9 protein-coding genes are annotated in these 14,955 nt (G+C 64.9%); 5 read left to right on the top strand and 4 right to left on the bottom strand.

Annotated elements, in window-relative coordinates; genetic code table 11:
• Positions 1 to 75: 75 nt before the first annotated feature.
• Genes lpdA through aceE form a run of 3 tightly spaced genes read right to left on the bottom strand, consistent with a single transcriptional unit; the run spans position 76 to position 6,407 of the window.
• Positions 76 to 1,926 (bottom strand): dihydrolipoyl dehydrogenase, encoded by a 1,851-nt coding sequence (gene lpdA / locus QM470_RS00815; RefSeq protein WP_283337791.1) that lies wholly within the window; start codon positions 1,924 to 1,926, stop codon positions 76 to 78.
• A gap of 14 nt (positions 1,927 to 1,940) precedes the next feature.
• Positions 1,941 to 3,671 (bottom strand): dihydrolipoyllysine-residue acetyltransferase, encoded by a 1,731-nt coding sequence (aceF, locus tag QM470_RS00820; protein WP_283337792.1) that lies wholly within the window; start codon positions 3,669 to 3,671, stop codon positions 1,941 to 1,943.
• Positions 3,672 to 3,689: 18 nt separating this feature from the next.
• Complete coding sequence (gene aceE / locus QM470_RS00825; protein ID WP_283337793.1) at positions 3,690 to 6,407, bottom strand: pyruvate dehydrogenase (acetyl-transferring), homodimeric type; 2,718 nt, start codon at positions 6,405 to 6,407, stop codon at positions 3,690 to 3,692.
• A gap of 298 nt (positions 6,408 to 6,705) precedes the next feature.
• On the opposite strand from aceE, the gene QM470_RS00830 reads away from it, so the two are divergent.
• From QM470_RS00830 to QM470_RS00850, 5 genes are all read left to right on the top strand, one after another.
• On the top strand, positions 6,706 to 9,291 hold the full coding sequence (locus QM470_RS00830) for a PAS domain-containing sensor histidine kinase (RefSeq protein WP_283337794.1): 2,586 nt from the start codon (positions 6,706 to 6,708) through the stop codon (positions 9,289 to 9,291).
• A complete protein-coding gene (locus tag QM470_RS00835; RefSeq protein WP_192334065.1) occupies positions 9,288 to 9,926 on the top strand; it encodes a response regulator transcription factor in 639 nt (212 codons plus the stop codon). Before QM470_RS00830 ends, QM470_RS00835 begins: the two co-directional genes overlap by 4 nt.
• 73 nt (positions 9,927 to 9,999) lie before the next feature.
• Complete coding sequence (folD, locus tag QM470_RS00840) at positions 10,000 to 10,857, top strand: bifunctional methylenetetrahydrofolate dehydrogenase/methenyltetrahydrofolate cyclohydrolase FolD (RefSeq protein ID WP_066532289.1); 858 nt, start codon at positions 10,000 to 10,002, stop codon at positions 10,855 to 10,857.
• Between the two features lie 177 nt (positions 10,858 to 11,034).
• Positions 11,035 to 13,083 carry a M3 family metallopeptidase gene (locus QM470_RS00845; RefSeq protein ID WP_283337795.1) on the top strand — a complete coding sequence of 683 codons (2,049 nt, stop codon included), beginning with the start codon at positions 11,035 to 11,037 and terminating at the stop codon, positions 13,081 to 13,083.
• Between the two features lie 439 nt (positions 13,084 to 13,522).
• Complete coding sequence (locus tag QM470_RS00850; protein WP_283337796.1) at positions 13,523 to 14,062, top strand: superoxide dismutase family protein; 540 nt, start codon at positions 13,523 to 13,525, stop codon at positions 14,060 to 14,062.
• A 181-nt stretch (positions 14,063 to 14,243) separates the two neighbouring features.
• On the opposite strand, the gene rpiA is transcribed toward QM470_RS00850, so the two are convergent.
• Positions 14,244 to 14,936 carry a ribose-5-phosphate isomerase RpiA gene (gene rpiA, locus QM470_RS00855; RefSeq protein ID WP_280010701.1) on the bottom strand — a complete coding sequence of 231 codons (693 nt, stop codon included), beginning with the start codon at positions 14,934 to 14,936 and terminating at the stop codon, positions 14,244 to 14,246.
• Positions 14,937 to 14,955 lie beyond the last annotated feature (19 nt).

The raw sequence follows: 14,955 nt of genomic DNA on the forward strand, positions 1-14,955 counted from the left end.
GATGCACAGACCATAAAAAAAGGCAGCCCGCAGGCTGCCTTTTTTGTTCCAGGCCCTAAAGCCTGATCGCTTCGCTTACTTGCGTGCCGGCGGCACGTCGGTGCACGAACCGTGCGCCACTTCCGCCGCCATGCCGATGGACTCGCCCAGCGTGGGGTGGGGGTGGATGGTCTTGCCGATGTCCACGGTGTCCGCGCCCATTTCGATGGCCAGCGCGATTTCACCAATCATGTCGCCCGCATGCGTGCCGACCATGCCTCCGCCCAGGATGCGGCCATGGCCGTGGGCTTCGGGAGAATCGTCAAACAGCAGCTTGGTGAAGCCTTCGTCGCGGCCATTGGCAATGGCGCGTCCGGACGCAGCCCAGGGGAACAGGCCCTTCTTGACCTTGATGCCTTGCGCCTTGGCCTGGTCTTCTGTCAGACCCACCCATGCCACTTCGGGATCGGTATAGGCCACGCTCGGGATCACACGGGCGTTGAAGGCGCTGGATGCCAGCTCCTTGTTGCCTTGCAGTTCACCGGCAATGACTTCGGCAGCCACATGCGCCTCGTGCACGGCCTTGTGTGCCAGCATGGGCTGGCCCACGATGTCGCCGATCGCAAAGATGTTGGGCACGTTGGTGCGCATCTGGATATCGACGTCGATGAAGCCACGGTCGGTCACGGCCACACCCGCCTTATCGGCGCTGATCTTCTTGCCGTTGGGCGTGCGGCCCACGGCTTGCAGCACCAGGTCGTAGGTCTGGGGTTCGGGCACGGTGACGCCGTCCTTGGCCGGCTCGAACGTGACCTTGATGCCTTCGGGCGTTGCTTCGGCCGCCACGGTCTTGGTGTTGACCATGATGTTGTCAAAGCGCGGCGCGTTCATCTTCTGCCAGACCTTGACCAGATCGCGGTCGGCGCCCTGCATCAGGCCGTCCATCATTTCCACCACGTCCAGGCGTGCGCCCAGCGTGCTGTAGACGGTGCCCATTTCCAGGCCGATGATGCCGCCACCCAGAATCAGCATGCGCTTCGGAACCGCCTTCAGGTCCAGCGCGCCGGTGGAGTCCACCACGCGCTCGTCCTTGGGCATGAAGGGCAGATGCACGGCTTGCGAGCCCGCCGCAATGATGGCGTTCTTGAACTGAACCACCTTCTTGCTGCCGGTCTTGTCCTGGCCGTCACCCGAAGTCTCTTCCACCTCGATGTGGTTGGCGCTGACAAAGTTGCCATAGCCGCGCACGATGGTGACCTTGCGCATCTTGGCCATCTGGCCCAGGCCGCCGGTCAGCTTGCCGATGACCTTTTCCTTGTGGCCGCGCAGCTGGTCGATGTTCACTTCCGGAGCGGCAAACTTCACGCCCGCCACTTCCAGGTGCTTGACCTCGTCCATCACGGCGGCCACGTGCAGCAGCGCCTTGGAAGGAATGCAGCCCACGTTCAGGCACACGCCGCCCAGCGTCTTGTAGCGCTCGACCAGCACCACCTTCAGGCCCAGGTCGGCCGCGCGGAACGCTGCCGAATAGCCGCCAGGGCCACCGCCCAGCACGACCACATCGCAGTCCAGGTCCACCGTGCCGCCAAAGTTGGCAGCCACGGGACCCGGTGCCGCCGCAGCGGCAGGCGCTGCCGGAGCAGGCGCTGCAGCCACAGGGGCCGCGCTCGGTGCCGGCGCAGCCGCCGGGGCTGCAGCAGCGCCCTCGCCCGCTGCTTCCAGCGCGACGATGACCGAGCCTTCGGCGACCTTGTCGCCCACCTTGACCAACAGCGACTTGACCACGCCCGCGTGGCTGGACGGGATCTCCATGGAAGCCTTGTCGGACTCCACGGTGATCAGCGACTGGTCCACGGTGACGCTGTCACCGGGCTTGACCAGCAGTTCGATCACACCCACTTCGGCGAAATCGCCAATATTGGGGACCTTGATATCAATGGTTGCCATGTACCAGTCTCCCTTTACAGCAGGATGCGGCGGTAGTCGGCCAGCACCGCGCCCAGATAGGCGTTGAAGCGGGCAGCAGCCGCGCCGTCGATCACGCGGTGGTCGTACGACAGGCTCAGCGGCAGCATCAGGCGGGGCACAAACTGCTTGCCGTCCCACACCGGCTGGATGCTGCCCTTGGACAGACCCAGGATGGCCACTTCCGGCGCATTCACGATGGGGGTGAAGTCGGTGCCGCCAATGCCGCCCAGCGACGAGATGGAGAAGCAGCCGCCTTGCATGTCGGCCGCGCCCAGCTTGCCGTCACGGGCCTTCTTGGCCAGTTCCGACATTTCCTGGCTGATCTGCATGATGCCCTTCTTGTCGGCATCCTTGAGCACCGGCACCACCAGGCCATTGGGCGTGTCCGCCGCAAAGCCGATGTTGTAGTACTGCTTGTAGACCAGGGTATCGCCGTCCAGCGAGGTGTTGAACTCGGGGAACTTCTTCAGCGCCGAGACCACGGCCTTGATCACAAAGGCCAGCATGGTCACCTTGACGTCGCTCTTGGCCTTGGCGCTTTCGGCGTTGGTGCTCACGCGGAAGGCTTCCAGCTCGGTGATGTCCGCCAGGTCGTTGTTGGTGACGTGGGGAATCATCACCCAGTTGCGGTGCAGGTTCGCGCCCGAGATCTTCTTGATGCGCGACAGATCCTTGCGCTCCACGGCGCCGAACTTGGCAAAGTCCACCTTGGGCCAGGCCAGCACTTCCAGACCGCCCACGTTGCCGCCGGACGACTTGGCCGGTGCAGCAGCCTGCTGCGCCAGCGTTTGCACGGCGCCCGCCATCACCGACTTGGTGAAGGCCTGCACGTCGTCGGCCGTGATGCGGCCCTTGTTGCCGGAACCCTTCACCTCGGCCAGCGGCACGCCCAGTTCGCGGGCGAACTTGCGCACGGAAGGCGATGCGTACGGCAGGCTGCCGGACGGCGCCACCGTGGGGTTGTGGGCAGGCACCGCCACAGGGGCAGCGGCCACGGGTGCTGCTGCTGCGGCGGCAGGGGCCGCCTGGGCAGGTGCTGCAGCCACAGGCGCCGCCGCAGCGGGTGCGGGGGCAGCAGCCGCAGCAGCCGGGGCCGCAGCGCCCTGCACCGTCATCTGGCCGACCACGTCGCCCACATTCACGGTGTCGCCAATCTTCAGCGTCAGCGCGGTGATGGTGCCGGCGGCCGGCGACGGGATTTCCATCGATGCCTTGTCGGATTCCACGGTGAACAGCGACTGCTCGGCCGTCACGGTGTCGCCCACCTTGACCAGCATCTCGATCACGGCCACATCCTTGAAGTCACCGATATCGGGGATCTGGATGGCCAGCGTGCTGGAAGCGGCGGCCGCAGCAGGGGCTGCGGGAGCGGGAGCGGGTGCGGGGGCCGCAGCGGCCACCGTGGCAGCAGCTGCAGCCACGGGAGCTGCGGCAGGCTGGGCCGCCGGTGCAGGCGCTGCAGCAGGGGCTGGGGCGGAAGCGGCGTCGGCTGTTTCCAGCACCACCACCACCGAGCCTTCGCTGATCTGGTCGCCCAGCTTCACCTTGACTTCCTTGACCACGCCAGCGTGGCTGGAGGGGATCTCCATGGAGGCCTTGTCGCTCTCCACGGTCACCAGCGACTGCTCCACCTTGATGGTGTCGCCCACGTTGACCAGCACTTCGATCACGCCCACGCTGTCGAAGTCGCCGATGTCCGGAACCTTGATTTCTGTCATTGCCATTGTCTGTCTCCGGTCGTTTTAGGCGTACAGCGGGTTGATCTTGTCGGTCTTGATGCCGTACTTGGCAATGGCTTCGGCCACCTTAGTGACGGGCAGCTTGCCTTCGTCGGCCAGCGACTTGAGCGCGGCCACCACGATGTAGTGGCGGTCGATCTCGAAGTGCTCGCGCAGCTTGCGGCGGAAGTCCGAACGGCCGAAACCGTCGGTACCCAGCACCTTGAAGGTGCGGCCCTTGGGCATGTAGGGGCGGATCTGCTCGGCGTAGGCCTTCATGTAGTCGGTCGACGCGATCACCGGGCCTTGCGAGCCTTGCAGCTGCTGCGTCACGAACGGCACCTTGGCGGCTTCCAGCGGATGCAGCATGTTGTGGCGCTCGGCGTCCTGGCCGTCACGGGTCAGTTCGTTGAACGATGGGCAGCTCCACACGTCGGCCGCAATGCCCCAGTCCTTTTCCAGCTGCTCTTGCGCAAAGAAGGATTCGCGCAGGATGGTGCCAGAGCCCAGCAGCTGTACGCGCTCGCCCGATTGCGGCACCTTCTGGCCGGGCTTGCACAGGTACATGCCCTTGATGATCTGCTCTTCCGTGCCGGCGGTCAGGCCGGGCATGGCGTAGTTTTCGTTCAGCAGCGTCAGGTAGTAGAAGACGTTTTCCTGGTTCTGCACCATGCGGCGCAGACCGTCCTGCATGATCACGGCCACTTCGTGTGCGAAGGTGGGGTCGTAGCTGATGCAGTTGGGGATGGTGTTGGCCAGGATGTGGCTGTGACCGTCTTCGTGCTGCAGACCTTCGCCGTTCAGCGTGGTGCGGCCCGAAGTGCCGCCCAGCAGGAAACCGCGTGCCTGCATGTCACCTGCCGCCCAGGCCAGATCGCCAATGCGCTGGAAGCCGAACATCGAGTAGTACACATAGAACGGGATCATGATCCGGTTCGAGGTGCTGTAGCTGGTGGCCGCAGCAATCCAGCTGGCCATGCCGCCGGCTTCGTTGATGCCTTCCTGCAGGATCTGGCCGGCCTTGTCTTCGCGGTAGTACATCACCTGGTCCTTGTCGACCGGGGTGTACTGCTGACCGTGCGGGTTGTAGATGCCGATCTGACGGAACAGGCCTTCCATACCGAAGGTACGGGCCTCGTCCACCAGGATGGGCACCACGCGGGGACCGATGTCCTTGTCGCGCAGCAGCTGCGTCAGGAAACGCACATAGGCCTGCGTGGTGGAGATCTCACGGCCTTCGGGCGTGGGCTCCAGGATGGCCTTGAAGGTGTCCAGCGCCGGGGCGGTGAACTGTTCGTCGGCCTTCACGCGGCGGTGCGGCAGGTAACCGCCCAGGGCCTTGCGGCGCTCGTGCAGGTACTTCATTTCCGGGGTGTCGTCGGCCGGCTTGTAGAACGGCAGGTCGGCGATCTGGCTGTCCGGAATCGGGATGTTGAAACGGTCGCGGAAGGCCTTGATGTCTTCGTCCGACAGCTTCTTGGTCTGGTGCACGGTGTTCTTGCCTTCACCGATCTTGCCCATGCCGAAGCCCTTGACGGTCTTGACCAGCAGCACCGTGGGTTGGCCCTTGGTGGAGTTGGCAGCGGCAAATGCGGCGTAGACCTTCTGCGAATCGTGGCCACCGCGGCGCAGGTTCCAGATCTCGTCGTCGCTCATGTGCTCGACCATCTTCAGCGCGCGCGGATCGCGGCCGAAGAAGTTCTTGCGCACAAAGGCGCCGTCGTTGGCCTTGAACGACTGGTAGTCCCCGTCGTTGCACTCCATCATGATCTTCTTGAGGACGCCGTCCTTGTCCTTGGCCAGCAGCTCGTCCCAGCCCTTGCCCCACAGCAGCTTGATCACGTTCCAGCCGGAGCCGCGGAATTCGCCTTCCAGCTCCTGGATGATCTTGCCGTTGCCGCGCACCGGGCCGTCCAGGCGCTGCAGATTGCAGTTGATGACGAACACCAGGTTGTCCAGGTTCTCACGCGCGGCCAGGCCGATCGCGCCCAGGGATTCCACTTCGTCCATTTCGCCGTCGCCGCAGAACACCCAGACCTTGCGGTTTTCGGTGTTGGCAATGCCACGGGCGTGCAAGTACTTCAGGAAGCGTGCCTGGTAGATGGCCATCAGCGGGCCCAGGCCCATGGACACCGTGGGGAACTGCCAGAACTCGGGCATCAGCTTGGGGTGGGGGTAGCTGGACAGGCCCTTGCCGTCCACTTCCTGGCGGAAGTTCAGCAGCTGGTCTTCGGTGATGCGGCCTTCCAGGTAGGCGCGGGCGTAGATGCCGGGCGAGACGTGGCCCTGGATGTACAGGCAGTCACCGCCGTGGTTTTCACTCTCGGCGTGCCAGAAGTGGTTGAAGCCGGCACCGAACATATTGGCCAGCGAGGCAAAGGAGCCGATGTGGCCGCCCAGATCGCCGCCTTCCGGTGGGTGGTGGCGGTTGGCCTTGACCACCATCGCCATGGCGTTCCAGCGCATGTAGGCGCGCAGACGGCCTTCCAGGTGCAGATTGCCGGGGCAGCGTGCTTCCTGCTCGGTCTCGATGGTGTTCACATAGCCGGTGGTGGCCGAGAAAGGCATGTCCACGCTGTTTTCGCGGGCGTGTTCCAGCAGGTCTTCGATCAGCTTGTGGGCGTATTCGGCGCCTTCGCGGTCGATGACAGCGGAGAGCGCGTCCATCCACTCACGGGATTCCTGGGTGTCGATTTGGGGCTGGGCGTTGGCGCCGGCCTGGGGGTCGGTCTGAGCTGTCATGGTTGTCTCCTGGTCAATGGGCTACAGGGTCATTCGGGGCCTCAGAAGTCCGGTGGCGGGCTGGAGGGCTTCCGATGCAGGCGTTGTCAGAACAGCAACATCCTCGCACCAGGCACACAGCGCCCACAGGCCTTTGCGGCTTGTTAGCGGGGCGAGTGTCGCATATTTTTTTCATATTTCAAATTGTGCTTTTTGATTTCTTAATGTGAAAAAATGCTGCAATTGCACATCCCTACGCTTCCCTCTGAAACCCGCGACGAGCACCGGGGATGTCCTAGGATTCACCTACACTTTAGTCATGCATTCGCACCCCGATCCGTCCGCATCCGGCCCTGACTCGATTTCTCCGGGTTTCTACGAATCCGCCCCCCCCGTGCAATGGTGGCGGACTTGGTGGCGCAGCCTTTCGCCCACGCGCCAAGACCGTTTGGCGGCGCTGGCGCCCATGGCGGCCGTGGCGCTGTTCCTGGCTGCAATCCTGGTGGCTTTCTGGTATTTGCGCGCAGAAGAAGTCGACCGCGAGCAGGAAGCCCTGCGCCGCGACGTGGAATACGCCCAGCAACGCCTGCGCCTGCGCCTGCTGGAGCGCCAGGAACAGATCATGCGGCTGGCGCGCGATGCGGCCAATGCGGAAATCGGCCCGGCCGAATTCGGCAACCGCACCGAGGTGCTGATCACCCAGTACCCCGAGCTGCAGTCCATCAGCTGGGCCACCATGGACGGCCAGATCCTGGCCACCCATGCCGCCCCCACCGTCTCCAGCGAACAGCTGCGCCAGGTCGGCGAAGTGCTGCGCACCGGCGAGACGGCCGATGCCTTCCGCGCCGTCAAGATGCAACTGCAGCCGGTCTATCTGCAGCCGCATAAAGAGGCCGGCGAGGTCAGCGCCCCCATGCTGCAGCTGCAGGTGCCTCTCAACAGCTCGGGCGAATTCGGCGGCGTGATCCTGGCCGAGTACTCGGTGGACAGCCTGCTGCGCTATGGCATCCCCACGGAAGTGCTGGCCCGTTATGCCCTGAGCCTGCGCGACGACCGCGGCCAGGTCCTGGCCGGCACGCCGCTGGTGGTGCCCACGCAGCCAGCGCACCGCATGGGCATGCGCCCCCAGGCCAACCAGTATGAAGTGGCCGTGGGGCCGGTCGGTACCTCGCTGGTGCTGCATGCCCAGGCCTACCGCGCCTCGCTGGGCATGGTGGGCAGCGCCCTGTTCTGGCTGGTGGGCACGCTCAGCGTGATGACCGCCTGGCTGCTGCTGGCCACCTGGCGCCACACGCGCCGGCGCATGCGCACCCAGGAAGCCCTGGTGGCCGAAACCAATTTCCGCCGCGCCATGGAAAACTCGGTGCTCACCGGCATGCGCGCGCTGGACCTGCACGGCCGCATCACCTACGTGAATGCCGCCTTCTGCCAGATGACCGGCTGGAGCGAACAGGAGCTGGTGGGCCAGATGCCCCCCTACCCCTATTGGCCCGACACCGACTACGACACGCTGCGCGCCAAGCTGCACGACGAGCTGGCAGGCAAGACCATCCACGGCGGCTTCCAGGTGCGGGTGCGCCGCAAGAACGGCAGCCAGTTCGATGCCCGCCTCTATGTCTCTCCCCTGATCGACGCCCATGGCCAGCACACGGGGTGGATGTCGTCCATGACCGACATCACCGAGCCCAACCGCATCCGCGACCAGCTGGCCGCCTCGCACGAGCGCTTCACCGTGGTGCTGGAAGCGCTGGACGCCTCGGTCTCCGTGGCCCCGCTGGGCAGCACCGAAGTGCTGTTTGCCAACAAGCTCTACCGCCAGTGGTTCGGCTCCGACGCCGAAGGCCACCTGCGCCTGGTGGAGCAAGCCGGCGTGCCCAGCGCCCGCGCCCACCAGCAAAGCAATATGGACGACGAGGACGGCCTGATGGGCCTGCCCACCGAGGAGCTGACCAGCTCGGTGGCCGGCAACGCCGAAATCTTTGTGCCCGAGCTGGGCAAATGGCTGGAAGTGCGCTCGCGCTACCTGAGCTGGGTGGACGGCCGCCTGGCCCAGATGGTGATCGCCTCCGACATCACCCCCCGCCGACTGGCCGAGGAACAGAACGCCCGCCAGGCCGAACGCGCCCAGTCCGTGAGCCGCCTGATCACCATGGGCGAAATGGCCTCCAGCGTGGCGCACGAGCTGAACCAGCCGCTGACCGCCATCAGCAACTACAGCAGCGGCATGCTCACCCGCCTGGCCAATGGTTCGCTGACCGAAGACCAGATGAAGTTCGCGCTGGAGAAGACCGCCCACCAGGCGCAGCGCGCGGGCCAGATCATCCAGCGCATCCGCTCCTTCGTGAAACGCAGCGAGCCCAACCGCGCCCAGGCCAATGTCAACGACATGGTCGAGGAATCCGTGGAGCTGGCCAACATCGAACTGCGCCGCCGCAACGTGAGCCTGACCCACCACGTCGCAGCCCGCCTGCCGGCGGTGATGGCGGACCGTATCCTGATCGAGCAGGTGCTGGTGAACCTGATGAAGAACGGTGCCGAATCCATCGACCTGTCCGACCGTCCGTCCGGAAAGCGCAGCGTCGAGTTGCAGGTGCGTCCGACCATGCAGGACGGCAAGGAAGGCGTGGAATTTGCCGTGACCGACAGCGGCAAGGGACTTCCGCCCGAAGTGCTTGATCGCTTGTTCGAAGCCTTCTTCACCACCAAGCAGGAAGGCATGGGCATGGGCCTGAATCTATGCCGCAGCATTGTGGAGTCCCATCACGGCCGGATGCGTGCGGAGAACCTCTACAATGGTTCAGAGGTCGTCGGCTGCCGGTTTTCATTCTGGCTCCCGCTGGCGTCCCCCAAGGACAGTGAGACATCCCCTCAGGCAAACAATCCAAATCCAAGGACACCTGTATGAACATGACCCCGAAAAAAGGCACCGTGTATGTAGTCGACGACGACGAGGCCGTCCGCGACTCGCTGCAATGGCTTCTCGAGGGCAAAGACTACAGAGTGCGCTGCTTTGAATCGGCCGAAGCCTTTCTGGCACGCTACGACCCGCGCGAAGTCGCCTGCCTGATCGTCGACATCCGCATGAACGGCATGACCGGCCTGGAACTCCAGGACCGTCTGCTTGAACGCAAGTCCCCCCTGCCCATCGTCTTCATCACCGGCCACGGCGACGTGCCCATGGCCGTCAACACCATGAAGAAGGGGGCACTGGACTTCATCCAGAAGCCTTTCAACGAAGACGAACTGCTGGGCACCGTGGAGCGCATGCTGGACCATGCCCGCGAAGCCTTTGCCGACCACCAGCAGGCCGCCAGCCGCGACGCGTTGCTGTCCAAGCTGACCGGCCGCGAAGCCCAGGTGCTCGAGCGCATCGTCGCCGGCCGCCTGAACAAGCAGATCGCCGACGACCTGGGCATCAGCATCAAGACGGTGGAAGCCCACCGCGCCAACATCATGGAAAAGCTCAACGCCAACACCGTGGCCGATCTGCTGAAGATTGCACTTGGCCCTACCAGTGCAACCCCCAAGGTCTCGGCGTAAAGTAATTCCTTCACCCGCAGCTGCCAGCGCTTGTGCACCAAGCCCTGGCAGCATTTTTTATTGAAGACAAGCAATGACAGCCCAACTCATCGACGGAAACGCCCTCTCCCGCCAACTGCGCACCGAAGTCGCAGCGCGCGCGGCCACGCTCAAGGCACAGGGCACCACGCCCGGTCTGGCCGTGGTGCTGGTGGGTGACAACCCGGCGTCCCAGGTCTATGTCCGCAACAAGGTCAAGGCCTGCGAAGAGGCGGGCTTTCATTCCGTGCTGGAAAAGTACGACGCCTCCATGACCGAAGCCGAGCTGCTGGCCCGCGTCGAAGCGCTGAATAACGACCCCAGCATCCACGGCATCCTGGTGCAGTTGCCCCTGCCCAAGCACATCGACGACCACAAGGTCATCGAAACCATCTCCCCTGCCAAGGACGTGGACGGTTTCCACGTGGCCAGCGCCGGCGCACTGATGGTCGGTGAAGTCGGCTTCAAGGCCTGCACCCCCTACGGCTGCATGAAGATGCTGGAATCCATCGGCATGAAGGACCTGCGCGGCAAGCACGCCGTGGTGATCGGCCGCTCCAACATCGTGGGCAAGCCCATGGCCATGATGCTGCTGGCCGCCAACGCCACCGTCACCATCACCCACAGCGGTACCGCCGACCTGGGCGCCATGACGCGCCAGGCCGATGTGGTGGTGGCCGCCGTGGGCAAGCGCAACGTGCTGACGGCCGACATGGTCAAGCCCGGCGCCGTGGTGATCGACGTGGGCATGAACCGCAATGACGAAGGCAAGCTCTGCGGCGACGTGGACTTCGACGGCGTCAAGGAAGTGGCCGGTTTCATTACCCCCGTCCCCGGAGGTGTCGGCCCGATGACGATTACCATGTTGCTGGTCAACACCATGGAAGCGGCCGAACGCAGCGCTGCCCGGTAAACTGCCCGATGCACCTGGCCCAAGCCCCTGCCCACCCTGTGTCGCAGGGGCTTTTTGCTGGTGGGAACTTCGGCATGAAAACAGGCTCTTAATTCGCTACAGTGCTGCACAAGCAGCTATCACCAAGATAGCTACCCTACACCTTGAAACATTGCCAGTTGGCACAAAATGCAAGCCATGACCAACGCCCTGCTTGAATCTTCCGGATTGCCGCGGTTTGACCGCATCACGCCCGCCGATGTCGGCCCCGCCATCGACACCCTGATGCAGCAGGCCGATGCCGCACTGGAAACCGTCACCGCGCCGGACTTTCCCGCCGAGTGGAACGCCATCGCCAAGGTGCTGGACGTGGCCACCGAAAAGCTGGGCATGTCCTGGGGGGCGGTCAGCCACCTCTCCAGCGTGGCCGACAGCCCGGAGCTGCGCGCCGCCTACAACGAGGCCCTGCCCAAGATCACCGAGTTCTGGACCCGCCTGGGCGCGGACGAACGCCTGTACGCCAAGTACAAGGCCATCGACACCGCCACGCTGAACGCCGAGCAGAAGAAGGCCCATGCCAATGCGCTGCGCGGCTTTGTGCTGTCGGGTGCCGAGCTGCAGGGCGCCGCCCGCGAACGCTTTGCCAAGATCCAGGAACGCGCGGCCGAACTGGGCCAGAAGTTCAGCGAGAACACGCTCGACGCCACCGACACCTGGGCCTACTACGCCACCGAAGCCGAGCTCGACGGCGTGCCCGCCGACGTGGTGCAGGCCGCCCGCGCTGCCGCCCAGGCCGAGGGCAAGGACGGCTACAAGCTCACGCTGAAGATGCCCTGCTACCTGCCGGTGATGCAGTTTGCCAAGAGCAGCGCACTGCGCGAGAAGGTCTACCGCGCCTACGTGACCCGTGCCTCCGAGCAGGCCGAAGGCGAAGCCGTGAAGTTCGACAACACGGCCATCATCAAGGAAATCCTGGCCCTGCGCCTGGAAGAAGCCCGGCTGCTGGGCTACCAGAACTTTGCCGAAGTCTCGCTGGTGCCCAAGATGGCCCAGTCGCCCCAGCAGGTGATCGGCTTCCTGCGCGACCTGGGCCACCGTGCCCGCCCGTTTGCCGAAAAAGACGTGGCCGACCTGCGCGCCTTTGCCAAGGACGAGCTGGGCATCGCCGACCCCCAGCCCTGGGACTGGACCTTCATCTCCGAAAAGCTCAAGGAAGCGCGCTACGCCTTCAGCGAGCAGGAAGTCAAACAGTACTTCACGGCCCCCAAGGTGCTGGCCGGCCTGTTCAAGATCATCGAATCCCTGTTCGACGTCTCCATCCGCCGCGATGAAGCCGCCGTCTGGAACCCCGCCGTGCAGTTCTACCGCCTGGAGCGCGCCGGCAAGGTGGTGGGCCAGTTCTACCTGGACCAGCCCGCCCGCGCCGGCAAGCGCGGCGGCGCCTGGATGGACGATGTGCGCAGCCGCTGGCTGCGCCCCGACACCGGCACCCTGCAGACACCCGTGGCCCACATGGTCTGCAACTTCGCCGACGGCGTGGACGGCAAACCCGCCCTGCTCACGCACGATGACGTGATCACCCTGTTCCATGAATCCGGCCACGCGCTGCACCACATGCTCACGCAGGTGAACGAGAAGGACGTCTCGGGCATCAACGGCGTGGAATGGGATGCCGTGGAGCTGCCCAGCCAGTTCATGGAAAACTTCTGCTGGGAATGGGAAGTGCTGCGCCACATGACCGCCCACGTGGACACCGGCGAACCCCTGCCCCGCGCTCTGTACGACAAGATGATTGCCGCCAAGAACTTCCAGGCCGGCATGGGCACGCTGCGCCAGATCGAGTTCTCGTTGTTCGACATGCTGCTGCACGCCGAGCACGCACCCGACGCCGACTACTACGCCCTGCTCCAGCAGGTGCGCGACGAAGTGGCCGTGCTGCCCACCACGCCCTACAACCGCGGCACCAACACCTTCAGCCACATCTTTGCCGGCGGGTATGCCGCCGGCTACTACAGCTACAAGTGGGCCGAGGTGCTGAGCGCCGACGCCTATGCCGCCTTCGAGGAAACCCAGGGCGCCGACGGCACGGCCAGCCAGACCACCGCGCAGAAGTACCTGCACAACATCCTGGAGATGGGTGGCAGCCGCAGCGCCATGGACAACTTCAAGGGCTTCCGCGGCCGCGAACCGCAGCTCGACGCCCTGCTGCGCCACCAGGGCATGGCCGAAGTCGCCACGACCGCCTGACCCTCCGGCACTCCGCCACCAGGGCGTGCTCCCCACCCGGGAGCGCGCCCTTTTTCATGGGCCGCGCCGCAGACATGCTCGTGCGCCACTTCACCGATCGGCCCCCTGCCCTGGCTGGGCTGGGCCGGCCTCCAGCCTGCACGCCGAACACCGTCGCACACGTCCACGTCCACCGCCTCTCACCCCGCCCCATTCACACCGGGTAACACCTCCGTACCGCACCGCCCGGTGCCTGCCCTTGACTTTGAACGGCAATGCCCGTGCAATCGTGCAACGGGCCTGCCGCCCTGCGGCGCCCCCTTGATCGCCGCCTGCGTACCTGCCAGCCACGGTGCCCCGGGGCCAATGCCCCGTACCCCGTACCCCGCACCGTGCCAGGCCATGGGCACAAGGCCACCGGTTTTTGCAGATCCCGTCACCCACTACAAGGAGCGCATTCATGTCCCTTCGCCTTTGCACCACCCTGGCCCTGATCACCACCGCCGCGCTGGCGGCCTGCTCCAGCTCACCCCATGACCCCATGGCCACCGGCGCCGTGGCCCAGGCTAGGTTGCAACCCACCCAGGGCAGCAGTGTGCAGGGCATGGTGCGCTTCACCACGCAAAAGGACGGCAGCGTGCGCGTGCAAGGCTCGGTCCAAGGCCTGGCCCCCAACACCGAGCACGGCTTCCACGTGCATGAAAAAGGCGATTGCTCTGCCCCCGACGGCACCAGCGCGGGCGGCCATTTCAACCCCAACAACGTTCCCCACGCGCGCCATGGCAGCGGCCATGCCGGCGATCTGCCCAGCCTGCGCGCGGATGGCACGGGCACCGCCAGCTTCGACTTCAGCAGCCGCAGCATCACCGTGGGCCAGGGCCCCACCAATGTGGTGGGCCGCGGCGTCATCGTGCACAAGGATGCCGACGACTACACCACCCAGCCCACCGGCAATGCCGGCGCACGCCTGGCCTGCGGGGTGGTGGTGGCTGCCAAGTAAGCGCCCCACCTATGGCACCGTGGCCTTGCTGCGCCACTGCGCCGTGGGTGTGTCCAACAGGGGCGCGATCCGCTGCCCCACAAAAAAACCCGGCACCTTGCGGTCCGGGTTTTGTTTGGGCAGGCCGGGCAGATGCAGCCCTTGGGCTGCTGCCGGCGCAAGCGCTGAATCAGCGGCTACATCAATAGCTGATGGTCTTCACGCCTTCGGCCGTGCCCAGCAGGCAGATGCTGGCCTTCTGGTGGGCAAACACGCCCACGGTCACCACGCCTGGCCACTGGTTCACATCGGATTCAAACGCCAGCGGGTCGGCCACGCGCAGGCCGCGCACGTCCAGAATGTGCTGACCGTTGTCAGTGACCAACGGTTGGCCGTCCTTCAGGCGCAGCGTGGCGGTACCCCCCAGGGCGGCAAAGCGGCGGGCAATCTGCTGCGCCGCCATGGGAATCACTTCCACCGGCAGCGGGAACGCACCCAGTGCGTCCACCAGCTTGGAGGCATCGGCAATGCAGACAAAGCGCTCGGCCATGGCGGCCACGATTTTTTCGCGCGTCAGCGCCGCGCCGCCGCCCTTGACCATATAGCCCTTGCCGTCGATCTCGTCGGCACCATCGATGTAGACCGACAGGCTTTCGACTTCGTTCGCGTCAAACACCGTGATGCCCAGCGCCTTCAGGCGCTCCGTGCTGGCCACGGAGCTGGACACCGCGCCCTTGATCTGGTCCTTGATGGGGGCCAGCGCGTCAATGAATTTGTTGACCGTGGAGCCCGTGCCCACGCCCACGATGTCGCCGGGCGTCACATAGCGCACAGCGGCCTGGCCGACCAGGGTTTTGAGTTCATCTTGGGAGAGAGGTGCAGTAGAGGTCGTCATGGGGGAAAATCCGGGTAAT

It is taken from the genome of Comamonas sp. 17RB (assembly GCF_030056555.1).
GTDB lineage: Bacteria > Pseudomonadota > Gammaproteobacteria > Burkholderiales > Burkholderiaceae_C > Comamonas > Comamonas terrigena.